This window comes from Mesorhizobium sp. M1088 (assembly GCF_040318575.1).
Taxonomy (GTDB): Bacteria; Pseudomonadota; Alphaproteobacteria; order Rhizobiales; family Rhizobiaceae; genus Mesorhizobium.
In genome coordinates this window covers 37,370-58,210 of record NZ_JAMYMO010000001.1, presented here as the reverse complement: position 1 = coordinate 58,210, position 20,841 = coordinate 37,370, and the positions used below count along the sequence as shown (strand labels likewise).

Here is a 20,841-nt window from a genome sequence, read left to right as displayed (position 1 = left end):
ACGGCATTTACAATAGGTGCTTGTAGCGTTGCTGCCACACGATTGTTCTCCCCGCACCAAGCGACTTCGGCGCGAAGTTTGATCTAGAGCGCTGGGTGATCAGGTCAACTGAACCGCGATGAACGGCGCTGGCACCGCGGAACAAACCAGCGATCGCCGGATTAGGGGATGAGGAGGCAAAGCCATGGACAGGGAAGAGCGTATCAGGCAGCGAGCCCACGAGATCTGGGAGCGCGAAGGCCGTCCGCAAGGACGCGAGCGCGAGCACTGGGATCAGGCCGTGCAGGAGATCGAAGCTGAGGGTTCCGAGGCCGAACGCGGCCCGGTCGTGCCCGATCCAACGTTCGAGGCCGGCTCCGATCCGGAGGCACGCGGCAGCAAGCGGCGGCGAGGGACATGAGACCGATGCCTCGTTTCGTCGCCTGGATCGTGGTCGTACTGGTCGTGCTGTTCGCCGCCTGGCTGATGATCGGGCGCGACAGAACCGGCGGCGGAGGTCAGCCCACGCCGCACGCAATTGATCAAAATGGATAGGAGCCGACATGACGGGAACCGATACTCATCCTGAACAAGACCCGGCGGAAGGATCGCGATCGATTGTGGAAAAGCAGCTCCGCAACGAGCAAGGCGGCGAGGGTCAAGATCGCAAAGCCGAGCCAGCTTCCGACAAATCCGGCAGCAAGACCAAGACACCTTCGGAAGCGCGCAAGAAAGGCTCAGGCTTGGATTGAGCCGGCCGAAAGCGGGCTCACACTGCCGTTTGCCTCGAAATAATAGGGATAGCGCTCCTGGACGATTTCGAGCACCTCGAAGATGCGGCGAAGATGCGTTCGCATCGCCTCTTCCGCCGCAAACGCGTCGGCCTGCTCAAGCGCATCGACAATCCGCCGATGCTGGCCGAGGACCACCGACATGCTGTCGAGGCGCGGAAAAGACAGGAAGCGGAAGCGGTCCATGTGCAGCTTTGCCGCGCTGATGTCGGCCCAGATTCCGGGAAACCCGGCATGGCTGGCGATGTGCTGGTGGAACAGCCCGTCCGACTGGAAGAAGCGCCTGTCGTCCGCGATGGAGGCGAACGTCTCCTGGACGGCCAGTTCGCCTTTGAGCACGGCAAGCAGGTCGGCACGGCGCGGGCTCTCGACCGCGCGCTTGATCAGGCCGACTTCGAGCGCTTCGCGCAGAAACTGCGATTTTTCGAGATCGGCAATTCGGAGCGGCGCCACCATGCTGCCGCGCTGCGGATAAATGTCGATCAAGCCAAGACCGGCCAACCGGGCGAGCGCCTCCCTGACCGGCGTGCGGCTCACGCCGAGGGCTTCCGACATCGCCTTTTCAGAAATCAGCTCGTGCGGCTTCAGGCGGAAGGTCAGGATCTGGTCGAGCAAAACCTCGAACGTCCTAGCCGCGACTGAAGCGCCGGGGGCGGTTTCGTCGAGCCGCCCCTCGGTGATGGTCCGCGTTCCCAAAAGCCGTGCCATCGGCGACCCCTTATAGGCTCTGCAGCTTCAAGCCGTTCATGAAATGCCTGCGCAAGCAGCAGCGCCGACGTTATTCCTTGCGCGGAGAACCGCCGATGCGCGCCAGCAGGCCGCCATCGACGCGTACGACCTCGCCGGTGACGAAGGAGGCATCGTCGGACAGCAGGAAGGCGACGACTGCGGCAATCTCTTGCGGCTGGGCGGTACGGCCGAGCGGATGCATGTTGTCGAGGATGCGCAGGATCTCGTCGGGCTTATCGTTGAGCTTGACCGCATCCCGCAGCATCGGCGTGTCGACCGCGCCCGGAGCGACGGCATTGACGCGCACACCGAGCGGCGCATAATCGACGGCCATCGATTTGACCAGCCCGATCAGGCCGTGCTTGGCCGTGCTGTAGGCCAGAACCCCTTCCTGGCTGGCCAGACCCTGCACCGAGCTCATATGGACGATGGCGCCGCGGCTTTGCCGCAGCAGCGGCATCGCCGCGCGGGAGAGCAGGTAGGCAGCCTTGAGGTTGACGTTCATCACCTCGTCCCAAAGCGCCTCGTCCGTGGTCTCCACCGTTCCGTAACGCTGGATGCCGGCATTGTGGGAGAGCATGTCGAGCCCGCCGAACGCGGACCGGGCAAGCTCGACGGCGCGGCCACAGGCTTCAGTGTCGGCGGTCGAGCCAAGCACGGTGTGCACGGTCACGCCGCGCGCCGAAAGCTGCGCCGCGACGTCATCCAGCTGATCGCCCGCCCGGTCGAACAGAATCAGGTCGACGCCTTGCCCGGCCAGTCTTTCGGCGACAGCACGGCCGATGCCCATGGCCGCTCCCGTGACCAGTGCGCGTTTTTTGAACTCAGCCATTTATCCTCCCTCGAACAGTTGCGCAGCGACTGCCATGGTAGTCGATCGGCGCCACTTGACGTGCCCTTCTTTGCCGAACCGGCCCAAGCGTGTTCGGCGTCATGTCGATCCTTGCATGAAAGCCAGCGTTTCCGCGCGCGTCGGTGCGCCGAGCCGTCCGCCAAAGCGCAGGCACTTTAGCGCGGCGGCGGCGCTGGCCACTGCTATCGCCCGCTCTTCGTCCCAACCTTCGGCCAGGCCGAGAGCGAAGGTGCCGTGAAACACGTCGCCTGCCGCCAGGGTGTCGACGGCTTCGACCCGCGGCGACGGCAGATGACGGACATCATTGCCGCCCGGGTGCCGGAACGCGGTGCCGTTCGCCCCATCGGTGACCGCCACGAAGGCGCCGGTCCGTTCGCCGAGAATGGCGACGGCGGAACCGGCGGAAACCTCTGGACCGCAAAGGATGCGTGCCGCCGGCAGCGAAGCAACGACATGCGAGGCGAGCGGAAGTAGCCGGTCGAGCACCGGTCGCGACGCGACATCGGCGTCAAGGATCGCCGGGATGCCGCACTCGCGAGCCTTCGCCAGCGCCAGGGCCGCGGCTCCGGGCCAGCGGACATCAACCAGCACGGCGTCGAAGCGGGAAAAATCCGCGGGCGGAAGACGGTCAGGATCGGCTTGCGTGACGGCATCGTAGAAGGGCACAATCATACGCTCGCCGGCGGCATCGACCAGGATCGTGGCAATGGCCGAGCGGCCACCTTCAACCCTGCGCACCAACGAACAGTCGACCCGCTCCGCCTCCATCTGGCCGATGACATCGCGGCCGACAGCATCGTCGCCGACGCTTGCCCATAGCCAGACCTGCCCGCCCTGGCGGCTGGCTGACGCAGCGGCACTTGCCGCCATGCCGGCCGCGATCTGCACGGCCTCGCTCGGCAGGAACTTGCCGGCGCCGGAGGGCAGGACATCGAGGCGCAAGATCGTGTCGTAGGTGAGCGCGCCGACGCAGAGCAGGCGGGGCGCCGTCATTGCAGCCGGTAGCCGCGCTGATGGGCAATCGCCGTCATTACGCCTCTCAGTTCGGCGAGGCCGCGAAGACGGCCGACCACGGGGTAGCCCGGATGGGTGTGCCGCGCAGCGTCATCAATCAGCTCGTGGCCATGATCCGGGCGAAACGGCAGCAGCGCCGACGGTTCGCCGGCGTCGCGGCGGCGTTGCTGCTCGTCGAGCAAGATCGAGACCACCGAGACCATGTCGACATCGCCGCTCAGATGCTCGGATTCCATGAACGAGCCGTCCGGGTCCTTGCTGACGTTGCGCAGATGCACGAAGTTTATCTTGTGCGCAAAGCGCCTGGCGATGGCGGGCACGTCATTGGCCGGGTTGGCGCCCAGTGACCCGGTGCACAAGGTGAGGCCGCTATGGGCCGATGGCACGGCGTCCAGGATAAGGGCGATGTCGTCGGCGTTCTTGACGATCCGGCACAGGCCGACGAGATCGCGCGGCGGATCGTCCGGGTGGATCGCCAACGTGACGCCCGCCTCTTCGGCCGCCGGCAGCACGTTTTCGAGAAAACGGACGAGGTTCTCGCGCAGCCGGTCGTGCGACAGGCCCGACTGCTCGGCCACCACTTCGCGCAATTCTGCTATGTCGTAGCGCTTGAAGGCGCCCGGCAGGCCGGCCATGATGTTGGCGAGCAGACGCTCTTTTGACGTATCCGGCGTCGTCTCGAACCATTCGCTCGCCCGCTGGAGAACATCGGACGCATAGTCGCGCTCCGATCCCTTGCGCTGCAGCATGTAGCAATCGAACGCGGCAAGCTCGTGCATGTTCATGCGGAGCGCCCGTCCGCCGCCCGGCAGCGGCGCAGCCAGGTCGGTCCGGGTCCAGTCGAGGATCAGCATGAAGTTGTAGCAGACCGTGCGCACACCGCAGGCGCCGAGATTGCGTAAGGTCTGCCTGAAATTGTCGTAGAGCCGGTCGAGATCGCCGCGGCCGAGCTTGATGTCCTCGTGCACGGGCACACTCTCGACGACGCTCCATTTCAGGCCCATCGCCGGATCCGCTTCGATAAGCGCCTGGCGCTGCCTGATGGCGTCGATCGGCCAGACTTCGCCGTAAGGGATGTCGTGCAGTGCCGTCACGATGCCGGTCGCGCCGGCCTGCTTGGCATGGGCAAGCGTTGCTGCGTCGCTCGGGCCAAACCATCGCCACGTCTGCTCCATTCGACCTCCAGCTGCGGAATTTCTCGATGAGAACCGCTGATGTATTGGATACTACCATGGCAGTCAATTGCTTGCCGCAGCCCGGTCCTGTGTCCGCGTTCGGGCGGCCGCCCTATGAGAGATTACAACGGTACGTGGCGTTCAGATTGAACGGCTATGCAAGGTCCGAGTTTCGGCTGGCCCAAATCGCGCCGCGTTCGAACATCGTGCGCATTTGCGGCACGGCGAACTCGTCGGCGGTGTGGCCGAGCGCGCTGTAGAAGACGCGGCCCTTGCCGTAGCGGCGCTTCCAGACGACCGGCATGACGACGCCGGCGATGAAATCGAGATGCTCGCCGGTGAAAGTAGTCGTCGCCAGCACCTCGTTGGTCGGATCGACATGCATGTAATACTGCTCTGAACGGTAGGCGAAGCCGTCGATGCCCTGCATGACCGGATCGTCTGGCCTGGTGATATCGACGTGATAGTCGATGATGTTGCCGGGATGGGCGACCCACTGGCCGCCGGTCATGAACTGGTATTCCGGCTCGTTGCGGAAGCTGTCGCACATCGTGCCGTGAAAGCCCGCAAGGCCGGTGCCGGCCCCGACGGCGCTGGTCAGGTTTTGCAGTTCCGGCTTTTCGATCGTCGACATGGTGATCACCGGGACGATGAGATCGAGCTTGCTCAGTTGCGGATCGGCAAGCGCCGAAGTCCCCTGCTCCAGCTGCACGTCGAAGCCGTTGCCGGCCAGCATCTCCTTGACGATTTCGGCGCTTCGAGCCGGGGTGTGACCTTCCCAGCCGCCCCAGAAAATCAGTGCCGTCTTGCTCATCGCATTGTTCCCTATTCCAGAATTCCGAAAGGCAGATCGGCGCGCATCGGCGCCGGCCGGGCGCAGCCATATCTGAGATCGATACGCTGCCCTACGTCTGCTGAAGAGATGATCGATTCCATGATTTCCAGGACATGGAGGGAAAGGTCGAGACTGGCGCGGTGTTGCCTGCCCGAGACGATCGCCTGCGCCATGTCGGCAAGGCCGAGGCCCCGGTAATTGCCGTCGCCATAGGAATGGATCTGATCGGCCACCGTCCAGTCGCCCTTGCGCTGGCTGGTCCTGATGTCGCCCTGGAACTGGTTGGGATCGGAGACGATCATCGAGCCCGTGGTTCCGTAAAGTTCGATGTGATTGTGTTCATGCTTCCAGACGTCGAAGCTGGTGGTGATCGAGACCGCGGCGCCATTCTCGAATGCGAGCAGGCCGGAAATATGGGTCGGCACCTCGACCCGGATGGTCTCGCCCTGGCGCGGTCCAGAACCGATGGTGCGGGTGGCGTAGGATGACTTCGCCTGCCCGGTCACGGATTTTACCGGACCCAGGAGATTGACCAGGCAGGTCAGGTAGTACGGTCCCATGTCGAGCATCGGCCCGCCGCCGGGCTGATAGTAGAAATCCGGATTGGGATGCCAGAGCTCGTGGCCGGGCACCTGCATGAAGGCAGAGCCGGCGACAATGGTCCCGACCGTATCCTTATCGACCAGCCGCCGCGCCGTTTGGTGGGAGCCGCCAAGAAAGGTGTCGGGTGCACAGCCGACGCGCACGCCCTTTTCGCGCGCGGCCGCGACCAGCCGCTCGGCGTCGCTGAGCGTCGTTGCCAGCGGCTTCTCGGAATAGACGTGCTTGCGTTGCCCGACAGCCTGCAGGCCGACCGGCACATGATGCTGCGGCGTCGTCAGGTTGAGCACGATCTCGACGCGCGGATCGGCCAACAGCGCGTCGACCGGCATGGCAGCCAGGCCGTAGGTCGCTGCTTTCGCCTCGGCTGCCGCCCGGTTGATGTCGGCGACGCCGACAATGTCGAGCACCGGGAATTGTGGCGATGCCTTCAGATAGGCATCCGAAATGTTGCCGCAGCCGATAATGCCGACGCCGATGCTGCGCATGGGCTTCTCCTCAAAAGGCGGCATTGATGAAACAGCAGAACTCGTTTGTCACCCCCCTTTCGGCCGGACGAGGTTGTCCCGTGACAAGGATATACCTCGAGAGCCTCAGAACCGCCGCCCGATCACAATCGCGCGCCTATGCGCGAGCGGCTTGATTTCGAGGTCGAACGGCCGGTACTCAGCAACACTGCTTCATGTAGCTTGCTCGACATTTCTGATGCCGGCTTTGAGCACAGCACAGATTTTCACCCGTAGAAGGACGCACATGATCCGCCCACAAGGAACCATCGCACCGATCCTGACGCCGTTCGAAAACGACGGCCGCATTGCCCGCGACCTCTGGATATCACACGCCAAGTGGGTGCTGGATCAGGGAGCGCATTTCCTGTCGCCGTTCGGCACCACGGGCGAGGCGTTGTCCGTCTCGTTGCGCGAGCGCATGCAAGCGCTGGAGTGGCTGGTCGAGGCCGGCATTTCGCCAAGCCATCTGATGCCCGGCACCGGTGTCACGGCACTTGCCGAGACCGTCGAGCTGACGGTGCATGCCGTCGGGCTCGGCTGTGCCGGGGTGATGGTGCTGCCGTCGTTCTTCTATACGGCCGCCGGCGACAACGGACAGGCCCGCTACTATGGCGAGCTGATCGAACGGGTGGCGAACCCGGCGATGAGGATGATCCTCTACCACATCCCGCAGAATTCCGGCGTACCGGTGAGCCCGGCGCTGACCGCCCGCTTGAGCCAAGCGTTTCCGGATGTCGTGGTGGCTTACAAGGACAGCGCCGGCGATTGGAACAACACCGTGGCGGTCATTGCGGCAGCTCCAGGGGTCGCGGTGTTCCCGAGTTCGGAAGCACAGCTGACGAAAGGCCTCGCCAACGGTGCTGCGGGCTGCATCTCGGCGACGGTCAATCTGAATGCCGCAGCGATCCGGGCCCTCTACGACGCAGCGCTGGCGGGAGAGGACATTACTGACGCGGATGCCGCCATCAAGGCGTTCCGCAAAATCATCCAGGACGCCGGCCTCATCTCCGCGATGAAGGCAGTGCTGGCGGTACGGTCCGGCGACAGACGCTGGCTGAACCTGCGCGCGCCGCATGAGAACGCGACGCAAGCCACCGGCGAAGCTTTGCTCGCCGCTCTCGGCCCGCTAGCCGACCATATCGGCCGGAGCTGACTATCGGGCCGTGTTCAGGGCGGCAGCAGCGCGTATCAGCGCCTTGAACGCATTCTCATCTATGTCTTCGCCCTCACGGATATCGATGGCGCGCCTAGTGTTGCCTTCGAGGCTGGAGTTGAACAGGCCTGAAGGATCCTGCAGGGCGGCGCCCTTTGCGAAGGTCACCTTCACGACGTTCTTGTAGGTCTCGCCGGTGCAGATTATTCCGGCGTGCGACCACACCGGAACGCCTCGCCACTTCCACTCCTCGACCACTTCCGGGTCAGCCTGCTTGACGAGAGCGCGGACATGGGAAAGCGTCTTGCCTCGCCAATCGCCCAGCTCACTGATCCTCGCATCTATCAGCTGCGAGGGGGAGCTCTCTGCATTTCCTTCCATAGAGCCACTCTTCATCACCATTGTCGCTTTCCCTAGGGTTGTTGCCGCTCGCCCGTCACATGAATACCGCTAGTCGGCACCGGGTTTGCGGGAATGACTGGCATTCCACTCACATTCGCTCGCCAGGCAACTGGCTGGCTTGCTTTACCCAGTCGGTGAGTTGAGCTTCGTCGAGCTGGTCGTCCTCGCGGATGTCGAGGTAGCGCACGTCCTTGTGCTTGGACTCGCCTGGAGGGAAAGGATGCAGCGACGTGCCGCGGAAGAAAGCCAGCTTGATGTACTTTGTGAAGCAATGGAAGTTGAGGAACCAGCCTTGACCCTCTACGCCATAGAAGGGCGAGTTCCATTTGACGGCCTTGCGCAGGTTGGGAACGTTGCGCTCGATGAGTGCGTCGAGGCGGCGGCCGACGTCGCGTTTCCAGCCCGGCATGGCCGCGATGTAGGCCTGCACGGGAGCGTCACCATCACCCTTCGGGATCTGCGGGTTGCCGCCTGCGAGGAGGACCGGCTTGGCGGCTGCAGGCTTGGCGGCGGGCTTCTTCGCGACCGCCGCTGACTTGATGGACGTCTTGTTGGCCATGCGGTCACTCCAATGCGCCGGTGCCCCCTGCGTTGCGCCACTTGGGAGCGTAAGGCAGCACGAACATGTACAGTCCGGTAAGCAGGAGCAAGCAGAGTGGAAACAGCGGCAAGAGGTATACCCAGTAGGCGGGTTCCTTGCCTACTCCCAGGCTGATGAAGATGGCGGCGACGACCGCCGCAAAGATGATCGACAGCCAGCGGTGGATCTGCCGAACCCATTTGTTCCAATCCATTGAGACCTCCTCTGAAGACCAACCGAAGCGGATCGGGCAGCCCGTTTGGCGACTCCCGCCGGGCAGCCACGCCACTGAACGCATGCTTTACCAGCGCGCCAGTTGGGTGATTTGAACGAGATTGCCGCAGTTGTCGTTCAGCTGGGCGATGGTCGAGCCGGTTACTTCGGTCGGCGGCATCGTGAACTCGGCGCCGCGCGCTTTGATGCGCTCGTAGTCGCCTTTGACGTTATCGGTGAAGAACATGACCGCGGGCTGGCCCTGCTGGAAAATGGCTTGCTGGTAGGTCTTTGCAGCGGGGTTGTCATTGAGCGCGAGTTGCAGCTCGGCACTGTCCGGCTCGTCGGGTGATGCGACGGTCAGCCAGCGAAACGGCCCATTGCTGAAATCGGCCTTCTTGGTAAAGCCGAGCGTTTCGGTGTAAAAGCCCAGTGCCTTTTCCTGGTCGTCCACGTATACTTTGGCCAACTTGATCTTCATTGGCTTGCCTCCATTGTCGCCTCGTGATGTCGCTCTGTAACAGAGCCCTTGCCTGGATAGCCCAGCGGATCTCAGTCCGTCCGCGCCAGAACCTGCTCCAGATCGTCAAAGAACCTCGGCCAGCCGACTTTGGCACCCCGGAAGTAAGGCTGCTGATCCGGCCGGAAGCCCGACTGTTCCATGCGCAAGCGGGCTCCGGTGCTCGTGGGGGTGAGGGTCCAGGAGACGACACTCTTGAGATCCTTGGTATCCCACGTGTAAGTCAGTGTTCTGTTCGGCTCGACCGTCTGCACCTGACATTCGACAGCGCCCCAGTCTGCGTGAAGATTGAAACGGTGGTCCGCGACAGGTTTGAAGTCATTTTTCATGAGCCACTCCTCGATCAAGTGTGGTTGCGTGAGCGCGCGCCAGATCTTCTCGGGCGGATAAGCGATTTCCCGTTCGACAACGACGGAGAGCGTTTCGGTCGACGTTCGGTTCACTGGTCCATCCTTTTGAGCAGGTCTTCGAGGTCGTCGAACCGGCTCTGCCAGAACCCGGTCATCTGGCTTGTCCAGTCAATCAGGGGGGCAAGCGCAGCAAGCTGCGCGCTATAATGGGTCTGTCGCCCTGCATGGCGGTCGCGCACGAGCCCGGCCTGCCTCAAAACGCCGAGATGTTTTGACACGGCCGGTTGCGAAATTCCGGCCTGAGCCGTCAGAGCCCCGACCGTCTGCTCTCCTTCGCGACACAGCCGCTCAAAAATAGCGCGCCGAGTCGGATCGGCAAGCGTTCTGAAGAGTACATCGTGAGCGTTTGGCATTGGGATCGATAACTCTTCGGCTATTGATCGATGTATAACCGCCGGGATATGTGTGAGTCAAGCGGGAAGCGGCATAATTCTCGTTGCAGGTCACCTGCTTCGCTCACGCAGCCAGTTGCTTATTCGCCGTGCTCTGCACTGGAATTGTCACGCGTTATGCGCTACATGACCATCTACATGGTCAGGAGCGTGACATGGATGCAGTCAATCTGGCGGACGCCAAGGCACATCTGAGTGAGCTCGTCGACCGGGTTGAAGCTGGAGACTCGATCGACATAACCCGGCGTGGCAAGCCGGTCGCCAGGCTCACGGCCGTGGCCCGCCCTCGCAAACGGATCGACGCCGTCCTGCTCCAATCCCTGACCGCAACCATGTCTCTGCAGGCTCAGGCTGCCACCGATCTGGTGCGATCGATGCGAGATGGCGATCGCTATTGACGTCCTATCTCGATACTTCGCTGATCATCGCGGCGCTATCCAACGAAGCCGTGACCGCGCGCGTTCAGGGCTGGCTGGCGGAGCAGGACCCTGCGCAACTTGTGATCAGCGACTGGACCATCACCGAGATGTCCTCCGCCATGGCGGTCAAGCTTCGGACCGGACAGATCGACCTGGATCAACGCGCGGCAGCGCTCGCGATGTTCAATAAGCTTGTCGCTGAGAGCTTCACCGTGCTGCCGGTGACGGGCGGGCATTTTCGGGTCGCCGCGAAATTCGCCGATCAGCATATCCTCGGGCTTCGTGCTGGCGACGCCCTGCACCTCGCGACGGCATCGGAGCATGGCGCCACGGTGTGGACCCTCGACCAGCGGCTCGCCGAGGCAGGACCGATTCTCGGCGTGCCGACGCAGTTGATGGCATGATCGAGGCCCTCTCCTCCAAAATGAACACACCTATTGGCTGCAATTCTTGACCCTTGACGACTTGTGGATATACATTTCTCCCAGCGTATATCTAAGAGAGGAAGTGGCATGCAGGTCGCCAAATGGGGAAACAGTCTTGCGGTCCGCCTTCCCGCCGCTGTGGTCGAAGCGCTTGAACTCAGGGAAGGCGATGAGATCGAAATCCATGTCGCTGACGCCCGCCAGCTTGGCGTCGCGCGGAAGCCCGGGCGTGAGGAGTTGCTGAAGCGTCTCCGCGCCTTCCGCGGTCGGCTTCCCGCTGACTTCAAATTCGATCGGGACGAGGCAAATGCCCGCTAGTTTTTTCGATACCAATGTCCTTCTTTATATCGCGTCAGACGACACGGCGAAGGCGGATCGGGCCGAGGCGGTCATCGCCGATGGCGGGGCGATCAGCGTGCAGGTTCTCAATGAACTCACCAATGTCGCGCGTCGGAAGATGCAAATGTCATGGGACGACACGCATGCGCTGCTGACCACGCTGCGCGGCCTGTTGACGGTTCATCCGCTCACGCACGAGACCCACGAAACAGGATTGAGGCTCGCCGAGCGGTACGGCCTTTCCACCTATGAAGCGATGATCGCCTCCGCGGCGGTTCACGCTGGCTGCGATACACTCTGGTCAGAGGACATGCAGCACGGAATGGCGCTCGACGAAGGCTTGCGCATCGTTAATCCCTTTCGCGTTGCGAGCTGATCACGCTCATTGAAGGGGGCTGGCCGGGAGCGAACTGGCGGCTTTCGATGTTGCCGAGCGGCGCGTCGGGCACGGAGAGCGATGCTGTCAACCACAAGCGTCTGCGCGGGCGAGGAGAAAGGCCGCTTCGCGCACGTTGCGGGTGAGCTTGGCCGCAGCCTCGAATTCGGCGCGGGCCTCGGCCAGCCGGCCGGCCCGAAACAGAAAATCGCCTCTCGCCGCCGGCAATGGCGCATAATTGCGCAAGGCGGCGGCGTCGGCAATCTCGTCTACCAGCCGCAGGCCCGCTTCGGGCCCGAAGGCCATGCTGTGGGCGACCGCTCGATTGAGATCGACCACCGGCGAGGGCATCACTGCACGCAGCCGGTCGTAGAGCGCTGCGATGCGGGGCCAGTCGGTGTCGGCCGGACTGCGCGCCCGCGCGTGACAGGCTGCAAGCGCGGCCTGCAACACATAGGGGCCATCGCCCCCGAGGGCTTCCGCACGGGCCAGCGCGTCAAGGCCTCGGCGGATCAGCAGCTGGTCCCAGCGCGCGCGGTTTTGCTCGGTCAGGGTCAAGAGGGCGCCGTCCGGCCCGATGCGTGCCGGCAGGCGCGATGCCTGGATTTCCATCAGAGCCAGCAGGCCGAACACCTCGGCATCCTCGGCCATCAACCCCGCCAGCATGCGGCCGAGCCGTTGTGCCTCCAGGCACAGGCTCGGCCGGACAAGGTCGTCGCCTGCCGTGGCGGCATAGCCTTCATTGAAGATGAGATAGATGACCTCCAGCACCGAGGACAGACGCGCCGCACGCTCGGCGCCGCGCGGCACCTCGAAGCTGAGCCTGGCCTTTCCGATCGTCCGCTTTGCGCGGACGATGCGCTGGGCGATCGTCACCTCGCTCGACAGGAAAGCACGGGCGATCTCGTCCGTCGTCAGGCCGCCGATGACACGCAGCGTGAGGGCCGCGCGGGCGTCGGCCGAAAGTATGGGGTGGCAGGCTGTGAAGATGAGGCCCAGCAGTTCGTCGCCAAGATCGTTGTTCATGGCTATTTCGTTTCCCTCGGCCGTACCGTCGCACTCGCCGTCCAGCTCCCGCGCGATCTCCTCATGCTTGCGCTCGCGCATCTTGTCGCGACGGATCGCATCGATGGCGCGGTGTTTGGCGACTGTCATCAGCCAAGCGCCAGGATTGGCCGGAACGCCGGTCCTGGACCATTCGGATAGGGCTATGACGAGGGCGTCCTGCACCAGTTCCTCTGCAAGATCGACATTGCGCACGAGGCGGGCCAGGCCCGCGATGAGCCGGGCCCGTTCAATGCGAAAAATCGCCTCGATCGCCTGCTGCGTCTCGCCTGCCGTCATGCTGCCTTATCGGCCAAAGCCATAACGAAGGCAAAGCAGGTTGCGGCCGACAGGTTCAGTTGCCGCTGAGCTTCTCGCGCGTCCGGTCATGGATTTCCGTGACCTCCGGCGTCAGATTCCCATTGCCAATCAGCCATCTCGTACAGCGGCCGGATTTCAATCTCGCTCGGTCCCGGCATGGGATTGGGGCAGCGCTTCACCCAGGCGACCGCCTCGTCCATGTCCTTGACTTCCCAGAGCCAAAAGCCGGCGACCAGTTCGCGGGTCTCGGCGAAAGGCCCGTCGATGACCGTCCGGCGGGGGCCATCGAAGGCAACGCGCTTGCCCTGCGAGGAGGGCTTGAGGCCATCGGCGTCGAGCAAGATGCCGGCATTGCGCAGCTCGTCGTTAAACCTGCCCATCGCCTCCATCGCCTCCTTCGCCTCGGGCGTGGGGACAAAGCCCTTTTCGCTGTCCTCGGTAGCCTTCACGAGCACCATCACACGCATCGTCTGTCTCCTTGTTGAGCCGGACTCACCGGCCCGGCATCGAAACGACGAACGGAGTTTAGGAAATCGACATTGTCCTGCAAATTTTTTTCGAGGTTGAGGAGAAGCCGCCGATCGCGGCTCCCCTGGTCAGGAATCGCGATGGCGCGATATCGAGATTGGGCGCAACGCTGGTCGCCGATTGTAAGTAATTGAGTGGCCCGCCTAAACCATTTCGGGACGTTTTGAGGCCTCGCGGATCGCCTTGTGCACGCTGCGCTGCAAATCCATGAAGGCCGGGGTTTCCATGACCTCTTCCCGGCGCGGGCGCTCGATGTCGACATTGAAGGTCTGCATGATGCGTCCTGGGCCGATCCCCATCACGACGATGCGGTCCGACAGGTAGACGGCTTCTTCCACATCATGGGTGACGAAGAGCACGGTGAGCCTGTGCTCCTCCCAGATCTGCGTCAGGAGTTCCTGCATCTGATGCCTGGTCAAGGCATCGAGCGCGCCAAAGGGCTCGTCCATCAGAAGCATTTTGGGTCGATAGGAAAGAGCACGCGCTATGGCCACCCGTTGCTTCATGCCGCCCGAAAGCTCAGACGGATAACGATTGGCGCTGTGAGGGAGCTTGACCAGATCGAGATGCTCGCGTGCTATCCTGCGGCAGGTCGCGCGATCATGACCCGCGGCCTTGAGGGCGAACTCGATGTTCTGCTGCGCCGTCAGCCAGGGAAGCAGGGTGTAGGACTGGAAGACGACGCCGCGGTCGAGGCCCGGCTGCAGGATCGGCGCGCCATCGATGGCAAGATCTCCCGCGTCGAAATCCTGCAGTCCGGCAACGATCGACAGCAGCGTGCTCTTGCCGCAACCCGACGTGCCCACCAGCGACACGAACTCGTTGTCGGCAAGATCGAGATTGATATCGCGCAGCACTTCCGTGCGCCGCGCGCCCGTGCCGAAGCTCTTGTGGAGACCCTCGATCCGCAATTTGGGCAAACTCATCGGCCCGGCCTCATTGCACGTGGCCCTCCTGCCGGAACAGCACTTTTCCCAGTGCCTTCATGACCTGGTCGGTGATGAGGCCAAGCACGCCCAGCAGCAAGATGTAGCCGATGATGGTGTTTGTCTGGAAATAACGCTGGGACACGGTGATGCGGTAGCCGAGCCCTGATGTCGCCGCGACAAGTTCCGCCAACACCAGCCAGGTCCATGCCCAGCCGAGACTGATGCGCAACGTATCCCAGATGCCTGGCAAGGCGCTGGGAACCACGATGCGCGTCAGGATCCTGCGATCCGGCAGGCCGAGCGTCCTGCCAAGGCCGATGAAATCAGCGGGAACCCGCTTCACATTGTCCATGATCATCAGCACCTGCTGGAAGAAGGTGCCGATGAAGATGATCAGGAACTTCTGGGCATCGCCGGTCCCCGACCACAGGATGGAGAGGGGCACGAAAGCGACCACCGGCATGTAGCGGATGAAATCCACAAGCGGCTCGATCGCCGCTTCCCAAGTCCTGAAGCTGCCGATCAGCACGCCAATCGGAATCGCCAATGCCGAGGCGATGAGGAAGCCAACAGAAATACGGTATATTGAGGTCCTGAGATCCAGCCACAGCGTGCCGTCACCCGAGAGCTTGCCGAGCTGGGTCACCACGCTCCCCGGCGAGGGCAGGAAAATCGGCTTTACCAGCCCCAACCCCGTTGCCGCCCACCAGGCGAGGCCGAGGCCGGCAAAAACCGCCACTGCTATCATCAGGAAGCGCGAGCGTGCGATGGGCGCGCCCCACCCGGCGGGGGGGCGACGGCGCATCGGCTGTTTGATCACCTGCCCCGGCGCTGCGTGAGACGGGCTTGGCTTGGTCGCACGCTGCTCGGACATTTGCGTCACCACCGCGAGCCGGCCCTCGTCATTTCGCGGCCTTGACGAATGACGGGTCGATCATCTGCTCCGGCGTCACGTCCGCCTGAAGCAGCCCGGCGTTCTTGGCGGCTGCCTCGACATCGGCGAATGTCTTGGTGGAAAATTCGCCCGTCAGCGCATCCTTGTTTTCGGCGAGAGTATAGTAACGCACGCCATCAAAGGCGGTGTTGAGGTCTTCGACGCTCGAACCAACCGCCTTGGAGATGATCGCCCGGCCGTCGGGCGTGTCGGCATTGTAAGCCTTCAGGGCCGCATCCCAGGTTTTGATCATGGCAAGCACCTGGCCGGGACGCGACTTGATCACCTCATCGCGCACCACCAACACGTCACTGATCAGGCCGGGATCTTCGCCTGCGGTGAAGAGCAGCTTGACGTCCTTGTTCTGTGCCCTGGCCGCGGTGAGATAGGGCTCATAGGTAACCGCGACCGGGACCTGGCCGGCGATCAACGCACTGCCGGCATCCGCCGCCGGCATTGGAACCGGCTGGACATCGGCGATGGACATGCCGTTCTTGGCGAGCGCGTATTTGAGCAGGATGTCGCTCGTCGTGCCTTCCTCGAAAGCCACCTGTTTGCCCTTGAGGTCGGCGACGGAGGCGATGTCCTTGCCGGCGATCATGGCGTCCGCCGTCATGCTGACGTCGAGCAGAAGCACGATCTTCACCGGCAGGCCGGCCGCAACCATGCCCATAGCCGTGTGGGTCGCGATGTTGGCGGCATCGAGCTGGCCGCTCGCCAGGGCGGCGTTGATGTCCTTGTCCTCGGCGAAGTTCACGATCTGCACGTCGGACAGCCCGTTTGCCTTGAACAGACCCTTGGCTTCGGCGATGTGCCACTGGCCGTAGCCAAGCCATGGCTCGATACCGATCTTGAATGTTCCTGCCTCAGGCGTCGCCGGAATTGTCGTGTCGGCCGCGTAGACCGCCGGGGCAAACCCGACGGCAGCAGCCATAACGAGTGCCCGAAATTGTCCTGCTAGGTTACGCATCATCTTGTTCCCCTTGATGATCAGGCCGCTTTTTTGAACCAAACATCCGGCCTGGTGAGAATGCGGGCTTCTGCTCTTGCGGCACCGTGCCTCGGCATCTTAGCTGTTCGTTCAACGAAAGTGCGACGACACTTCAACGTCAGCAACAGCGGATGTCAAGGCTAAATACATACATGCATATACAAGTTAGCCCGCTCCTTCCGACTCTGATTCGCTTCACTGCGATCAGGTTTTTTTGGATGGAGAATATCGACTGCCAAGCGAGTAGCGGCTGCCAACGTAAGTCAGCTTGCTGATCGTGGCAACGACGGCGCCCGTCCATGTCCGGCGATGCAGAAACAGGCAGCAGCTGCCGACGTCGATGCCCAGATACCGCGCCGTCTCGGCATCGGCAGGGGTCGCCGAGATGATGTGCTCGACCTCCGTCACGGGGGTTTTCTGCATGAGGTAGTCGTAGGTCGCTGTCTTGGAAAAATCCTGCTTGTCATAGTCGGGTATCAGGCCCGGGTTGACGAAGCGCTCTTCCAGTTGCACAGGCAGGTCGTTCTCGAAGTTGACGACGATGGAATGATAGACCGACACGCGCTTTGCAAACTCAAACGAAAGCGCGAGCTCCTTTGTCGGCGTGATCTTTTCGAGGACGATAACCTCGGAGCGATGCCTGTTTCCCCGCGCGACAATTTCCGCCGCGATGTTGTTGATCTCGATCAGTGCGGATTGCGGTCGAGGCGGCGCGATGAATGTGCCGACGCCCTGGAGCCGGATCAGAAAACCCGCAGAGGTCAACTCCCGCAAGGCACGATGGACCGTCATCCGAGACACGCCGAGTGTCGCCACGAATTCATTTTCGGACGGCAGCTTGCGGTCCTTGCTCCATCGCCCCGTTCCGATATTCGTCAGGATGTAGTCCTTGACCTTCTCGTAAAGAGGGCTGGCGGTGTCGGGCAAAGTGATCATTACAAAAATCCTTTCCGGCAAGGTTCGGAAATCACACGCGCCCGGCAGACCGCATCCGGATGATTGTTTTCAAGCCATCGCCCTGTCCCGCCAACAACCGCTTATAGGCTGCGGGAACATCATCCAGGCCGATCTCCCGGTCGATCAGTTCGACCATGGGCTCGGTCAATTCGCCGAGCATCCGGATGGCGTCGGGAAGCTCATCGGCAAAGGCGTGGCATCCCAGCAATGCGATTTCGCGTTCAACCAGGATGTTGGGATCGATATCGAGGCGGCCGTGGAATATGCCGACCATCGCAACGGTGCCGCCGGCGTCGAGAACGCCGAGCAACTGGCCGAGTGCTGCGATGCTGCCGGTCGCTTCGACGGCAGCGAGCAAGGGGGCATCCGCGGTGACGGCGGCGATGGCGTTCCGGTTCAAATCGACGATGCTGGCGCCGGTGACCCGCGCCACGCGGGCGCAGCGGCCCTGATTGCGGTCGGCGACGAGCACGGTACCTGCGAATGTCCGGGAAAGCAGCAGTGCGGCAAGCCCGCCAATGGTCCCGCAGCCGACGACAAGAACGGAACCGGCCGTTTTCGGCAGACGCCGCACTGCGTGCAACGCTACAGCCAGCGGCTCGGCCATCGCCGCGACCCGTTCGTCAAGCACGGCATCGACGATGTGCAGGAGGCGTGCGGGCAGGACCGCCTGTTCGGCAAATCCGCCGTCGCATATCTCGCCGACAAAGCCCAGCGACGTGCAAAGATGCCGCTTGCCTGCATGGCATTGCGCGCATTCTCCGCACCAGAAACGGGAATCGGCGACCACTCGGTCGCCAACACCGACGGTATCCACGCCCTCGCCGATGGCAATCACCGTGCCTGTCAGCTCATGGCCGGCCGTGGAAGGCGATCGGCTTATCCATTGGCCCGTGCGGAAGTTGTGGAGATCGGAACCGCAAATGCCTGCGGCATCGACCCTCAGCTTCACCCAGCCTGGCTCGGGAGCGCCTGGCGCGGCGATATCCTCGACGCGCAGGTCGCCGGGTCCATGGAGCCGCGCCGCCCTCATCGTCATCGTTTCCGCTCAGCCGGCGAGATAGCGATCGCGGATCTCCGAAACCGCGTTCTCATGCGAGCTGAATCCTTCGTAGCGGGCGAGCCTGCGGGCATGCAGGGCGAGTTCCGGATAGGCCGCCGAGGTCACATAGCCGACCGACGATCTCTTGACGAAATCCGTCACGGAAAGCGGTCCAAAGGTTCGCGCCCACCGGCTGGTCGGCAGCACCGCATTGGGTCCCAGGACGAAGTTGGCGAGGGTCACCGGCGTATGCGGACCCATGAGTATCTCGGCAGCTTCCGTGATACGTCCGAGATGCGCAAATGGCTCCGCTGACAGAATCTCGAGGTGCTCCGGCGCATAGTCGTTGATGAACCGGTAGCTGTCCTCCAGCGACTCGGTCAGCACGATGCCGCCGCGCCTTCCAGTCAGCACCGCGCGCGAGAACTCCACACGCTGTTCGCTCATCCGGGACCAATGTTCCGGTATCGCAATCAATGCGGCTTCGGCGACCTTGCGGCTGTGCGTCACCAGGTAGGCCGAGGAATCCGGCCCGTGCTCGGCCTCGATCAACAGGTCAAGAGCAGCCAGGCCGCCGTCGACGCTGTGATCGGCAAAAATGATCGCTTCGGAAGGACCGGCGGGGAGACCTGTGTTGATGATCGGGGACAACACGCTCTTTGCCGCCACCACCCAGGGGCTCCCCGGCCCGACGATCTTGACGGCAGGCTTCACAGTCTCGGTCCCATAGGCGACGGCGGCGACCGCATGGGCGCCGCCGCACTTGTACACGGTCTCCACGCCGGCGATGCGGGCAGCAACCAGCGTCGCGGCGTCGACGGAACCATCCGAAGTCGCAGGCGTCACGATCGCGATCTGGGGAACCCCGGCAATCACCGCCGGAACCGAAGTCATCATCGTCACCGAGGGAAAGGCGCCTTTGCCGCGCGGAACATAAAGCGCAACGGAAGCAATCGGTGTGTATCGGTCGCCCGCATAGGCGCCCGGCCGAACTTCCTTGAGCCACATCGTTTCCGGGCGCTGCTCCTCGTGGAAATGCCGGATGTTCTCAATGCCGAACCGGATACTCTCCACGACGTCCTTGTCGACCTTGTCGAATGCCGCGTCGAACTCCGCTTCCGAAACTTTCAGTCCACCGTCGGCAACATCGGCTTTGTCGAGTTCGCGTGCAAACCGGAGCAGTGCCGCGTCACCTTCATCCTTGACGGCCTGGATGATTGGACGGACCTTTTCGATGAAGGAAGACAGATCTCCTTCGGCGCGTTTCAGTAAACTGGCCCGCTGATCGACACTGAGGGATGACAGGCGGTGGAAGCTGACGTCAGACATGGCGGCTCCTTTTGTTAGAACGCAATTACGATTAGCGCTTGTCGATCACTTCTGGGACACGTCTCCGGCCCCTGAAGCCTTCAAATCGATGCGAGAAAGCCTCCATCCACGGGAATGGACTGGCCGGTTATGTAGGCTGCCGCATCCGAAGCGAGGAACACCGCGATTCCGTGCAGGTCCGAGAGATCACCAAAACGGCGCTGCGGAATCTTGGCGAGCATCGATTGCTGCCATGCCTCGTTGCTGTAGAACACGTCTGTCATCGCTGTTCTGAAATAGCCAGGCGCAATGGCGTTGACCCGGATCCCGAGATCGGCCCACTCTGCAGCAAGCGCCCGCGTCATGCCGAGGAGGCCTGATTTCGACGAGCCGTACGGCACCGCCGTGGGAACCCCAACCTCGGAGGTCAGCGAGCAGAGATTGATAATGACGCCGGGCCGCCCGGCGTCTCTCATCTGCCGCGCGGCGGCTTGGGCGCAGAAGAAGGCGCCTTTGAGATTCGTATCGACAATCCGGTCCCACAAGGCCTCGTCGACATCGAGTGAAGGCCGGACCTCTTCCACCCCCGCATTGTTGACGAGAATATCGAGACCTCCGAGCAGGCTGCCGGCCTCGGCTGTCGCCGCCCGGCAGCGGTCGACATCGGTGACATCCAGGGCGACGGCGTGCGCGACCCCGCCGGCGGTGCGGATGGCGGCCATCGTCTTCTCGAGCGAGGCCACGCTGCGCGCCGCGACCGCGACGTCGGCGCCGGCCGCGCTGAGCGCCTCGGCGATGCTGCGCCCGATGCCACGGCTTGCGCCGGTTACAAGCGCCTTCCTGCCTGACAGATCGAAGAGAGATGCGTTGCGCATGTCATCCTCCTTGGTAATGTCGCGCTTGGACCGATCGCGTCGAGACTATCCGAATGCAGCTTATCTATACAAGCATGTACATCATGGCCGTAGTGCGCCATGCGGAACTCTGCTTGTCAGAGCGGCAGCGCATTGGCCGACATCGGACCGGTCTACGCGGTTCGCCCCAGCCCATCTGGAGTTCATCGGGAGGGATAG

At 62.8% G+C, this 20,841-nt stretch carries 29 protein-coding genes; 8 read left to right on the top strand and 21 right to left on the bottom strand.

What is annotated here, in order from left to right; all coding sequences use genetic code 11:
- Positions 1-184: 184 nt before the first annotated feature.
- From NKH49_RS00355 to NKH49_RS00345, 3 genes are read left to right on the top strand one after another with little or no spacing between them, the layout of a single operon-like run.
- Positions 185-400, top strand: a complete 216-nt coding sequence (locus NKH49_RS00355) for a DUF2934 domain-containing protein (protein ID WP_352612068.1) — start codon at positions 185-187, stop codon at positions 398-400.
- Between the two features lie 5 nt (positions 401-405).
- Positions 406-534: a hypothetical protein gene (locus NKH49_RS00350; RefSeq protein ID WP_280952094.1), complete on the top strand. Its 129-nt coding sequence runs from the start codon at positions 406-408 to the stop codon at positions 532-534.
- 8 nt (positions 535-542) lie between these two features.
- Positions 543-731, top strand: coding sequence for a hypothetical protein (locus tag NKH49_RS00345; protein ID WP_352612066.1), 189 nt, complete (start codon positions 543-545; stop codon positions 729-731).
- Here the strand turns inward: NKH49_RS00345 and NKH49_RS00340 are convergent.
- From NKH49_RS00340 to NKH49_RS00315, 6 genes are all read right to left on the bottom strand, one after another.
- Complete coding sequence (locus tag NKH49_RS00340) at positions 717-1,478, bottom strand: GntR family transcriptional regulator (RefSeq protein WP_352925090.1); 762 nt, start codon at positions 1,476-1,478, stop codon at positions 717-719. The two genes, NKH49_RS00345 and NKH49_RS00340, sit on opposite strands and share 15 nt — an antisense overlap.
- A 70-nt stretch (positions 1,479-1,548) precedes the next feature.
- Positions 1,549-2,331: an SDR family NAD(P)-dependent oxidoreductase gene (locus NKH49_RS00335; RefSeq protein ID WP_352451506.1), complete on the bottom strand. Its 783-nt coding sequence runs from the start codon at positions 2,329-2,331 to the stop codon at positions 1,549-1,551.
- Between the two features lie 99 nt (positions 2,332-2,430).
- Positions 2,431-3,345, bottom strand: a complete 915-nt coding sequence (locus NKH49_RS00330; RefSeq protein WP_352612062.1) for a PfkB family carbohydrate kinase — start codon at positions 3,343-3,345, stop codon at positions 2,431-2,433.
- Positions 3,342-4,541, bottom strand: a complete 1,200-nt coding sequence (gene uxuA / locus NKH49_RS00325; protein WP_352925088.1) for a mannonate dehydratase — start codon at positions 4,539-4,541, stop codon at positions 3,342-3,344. Before uxuA ends, NKH49_RS00330 begins: the two co-directional genes overlap by 4 nt.
- A gap of 154 nt (positions 4,542-4,695) precedes the next feature.
- Positions 4,696-5,355 carry a ThuA domain-containing protein gene (locus NKH49_RS00320; RefSeq protein ID WP_352612058.1) on the bottom strand — a complete coding sequence of 220 codons (660 nt, stop codon included), beginning with the start codon at positions 5,353-5,355 and terminating at the stop codon, positions 4,696-4,698.
- An 11-nt stretch (positions 5,356-5,366) separates the two neighbouring features.
- On the bottom strand, positions 5,367-6,464 hold the full coding sequence (locus NKH49_RS00315; RefSeq protein WP_352612056.1) for a Gfo/Idh/MocA family protein: 1,098 nt from the start codon (positions 6,462-6,464) through the stop codon (positions 5,367-5,369).
- 265 nt (positions 6,465-6,729) lie between these two features.
- On the opposite strand from NKH49_RS00315, the gene NKH49_RS00310 reads away from it, so the two are divergent.
- Complete coding sequence (locus NKH49_RS00310; protein ID WP_352612054.1) at positions 6,730-7,638, top strand: dihydrodipicolinate synthase family protein; 909 nt, start codon at positions 6,730-6,732, stop codon at positions 7,636-7,638.
- On the opposite strand, the gene NKH49_RS00305 is transcribed toward NKH49_RS00310, so the two are convergent.
- From NKH49_RS00305 to NKH49_RS00280, 6 genes are all read right to left on the bottom strand, one after another.
- Complete coding sequence (locus NKH49_RS00305) at positions 7,639-8,019, bottom strand: DUF1801 domain-containing protein (RefSeq protein ID WP_352612052.1); 381 nt, start codon at positions 8,017-8,019, stop codon at positions 7,639-7,641. It lies immediately after the preceding gene.
- A 109-nt stretch (positions 8,020-8,128) separates the two neighbouring features.
- Entirely contained in the window at positions 8,129-8,599 is a 471-nt protein-coding gene (locus NKH49_RS00300) for a DUF1801 domain-containing protein (protein WP_352569221.1), read from the bottom strand.
- Positions 8,600-8,603: 4 nt separating this feature from the next.
- Positions 8,604-8,834 carry a hypothetical protein gene (locus NKH49_RS00295; protein WP_352612050.1) on the bottom strand — a complete coding sequence of 77 codons (231 nt, stop codon included), beginning with the start codon at positions 8,832-8,834 and terminating at the stop codon, positions 8,604-8,606.
- An 87-nt stretch (positions 8,835-8,921) separates the two neighbouring features.
- Positions 8,922-9,314, bottom strand: a complete 393-nt coding sequence (locus NKH49_RS00290) for a VOC family protein (RefSeq protein WP_352502145.1) — start codon at positions 9,312-9,314, stop codon at positions 8,922-8,924.
- 71 nt (positions 9,315-9,385) lie between these two features.
- Complete coding sequence (locus NKH49_RS00285) at positions 9,386-9,796, bottom strand: SRPBCC family protein (protein ID WP_352473443.1); 411 nt, start codon at positions 9,794-9,796, stop codon at positions 9,386-9,388.
- A complete protein-coding gene (locus tag NKH49_RS00280; RefSeq protein WP_023716560.1) occupies positions 9,793-10,116 on the bottom strand; it encodes an ArsR/SmtB family transcription factor in 324 nt (107 codons plus the stop codon). Before NKH49_RS00280 ends, NKH49_RS00285 begins: the two co-directional genes overlap by 4 nt.
- A 194-nt stretch (positions 10,117-10,310) precedes the next feature.
- Between NKH49_RS00280 and NKH49_RS00275 the strand changes: the two genes are divergently transcribed.
- The 4 genes from NKH49_RS00275 to NKH49_RS00260 all read left to right on the top strand — a co-directional run bounded on the left by NKH49_RS00275 (position 10,311) and on the right by NKH49_RS00260 (position 11,714).
- A complete protein-coding gene (locus tag NKH49_RS00275; protein ID WP_352502143.1) occupies positions 10,311-10,553 on the top strand; it encodes a type II toxin-antitoxin system Phd/YefM family antitoxin in 243 nt (80 codons plus the stop codon).
- Complete coding sequence (locus NKH49_RS00270) at positions 10,550-10,978, top strand: type II toxin-antitoxin system VapC family toxin (protein ID WP_352612047.1); 429 nt, start codon at positions 10,550-10,552, stop codon at positions 10,976-10,978. The genes NKH49_RS00275 and NKH49_RS00270 overlap by 4 nt, the downstream gene beginning before the upstream one ends.
- 108 nt (positions 10,979-11,086) lie before the next feature.
- Positions 11,087-11,317: an AbrB/MazE/SpoVT family DNA-binding domain-containing protein gene (locus tag NKH49_RS00265; protein WP_023676182.1), complete on the top strand. Its 231-nt coding sequence runs from the start codon at positions 11,087-11,089 to the stop codon at positions 11,315-11,317.
- Positions 11,307-11,714: a PIN domain-containing protein gene (locus NKH49_RS00260; protein WP_352502141.1), complete on the top strand. Its 408-nt coding sequence runs from the start codon at positions 11,307-11,309 to the stop codon at positions 11,712-11,714. Before NKH49_RS00265 ends, NKH49_RS00260 begins: the two co-directional genes overlap by 11 nt.
- 87 nt (positions 11,715-11,801) lie before the next feature.
- Here NKH49_RS00260 and NKH49_RS00255 read toward each other — a convergent pair whose 3' ends face one another.
- The 9 genes from NKH49_RS00255 to NKH49_RS00215 all read right to left on the bottom strand — a co-directional run bounded on the left by NKH49_RS00255 (position 11,802) and on the right by NKH49_RS00215 (position 20,643).
- Positions 11,802-13,058 carry an RNA polymerase sigma factor gene (locus tag NKH49_RS00255; protein WP_352612043.1) on the bottom strand — a complete coding sequence of 419 codons (1,257 nt, stop codon included), beginning with the start codon at positions 13,056-13,058 and terminating at the stop codon, positions 11,802-11,804.
- 86 nt (positions 13,059-13,144) lie between these two features.
- The gene (locus NKH49_RS00250) at positions 13,145-13,546 is read right to left on the bottom strand and encodes a YciI family protein (RefSeq protein WP_051406115.1); all 402 of its coding nucleotides are present in this window, start codon (positions 13,544-13,546) and stop codon (positions 13,145-13,147) included.
- A gap of 204 nt (positions 13,547-13,750) precedes the next feature.
- Positions 13,751-14,533, bottom strand: coding sequence for an ABC transporter ATP-binding protein (locus NKH49_RS00245; protein ID WP_352451005.1), 783 nt, complete (start codon positions 14,531-14,533; stop codon positions 13,751-13,753).
- Between the two features lie 10 nt (positions 14,534-14,543).
- Positions 14,544-15,341: an ABC transporter permease gene (locus tag NKH49_RS00240; protein ID WP_352925128.1), complete on the bottom strand. Its 798-nt coding sequence runs from the start codon at positions 15,339-15,341 to the stop codon at positions 14,544-14,546.
- A gap of 97 nt (positions 15,342-15,438) precedes the next feature.
- Positions 15,439-16,440: an ABC transporter substrate-binding protein gene (locus NKH49_RS00235; RefSeq protein ID WP_502904858.1), complete on the bottom strand. Its 1,002-nt coding sequence runs from the start codon at positions 16,438-16,440 to the stop codon at positions 15,439-15,441.
- Positions 16,441-16,665: 225 nt separating this feature from the next.
- On the bottom strand, positions 16,666-17,397 hold the full coding sequence (hutC, locus tag NKH49_RS00230; RefSeq protein ID WP_352502138.1) for a histidine utilization transcriptional repressor HutC: 732 nt from the start codon (positions 17,395-17,397) through the stop codon (positions 16,666-16,668).
- Positions 17,398-17,428: 31 nt separating this feature from the next.
- A complete protein-coding gene (locus NKH49_RS00225) occupies positions 17,429-18,451 on the bottom strand; it encodes a zinc-dependent alcohol dehydrogenase (protein WP_352925126.1) in 1,023 nt (340 codons plus the stop codon).
- Between the two features lie 15 nt (positions 18,452-18,466).
- Positions 18,467-19,789 (bottom strand): histidinol dehydrogenase, encoded by a 1,323-nt coding sequence (hisD, locus tag NKH49_RS00220; RefSeq protein ID WP_352612040.1) that lies wholly within the window; start codon positions 19,787-19,789, stop codon positions 18,467-18,469.
- Positions 19,790-19,869: 80 nt separating this feature from the next.
- Entirely contained in the window at positions 19,870-20,643 is a 774-nt protein-coding gene (locus NKH49_RS00215) for an SDR family NAD(P)-dependent oxidoreductase (protein WP_352473450.1), read from the bottom strand.
- Between the last annotated feature and the right edge of the window lie 198 nt (positions 20,644-20,841).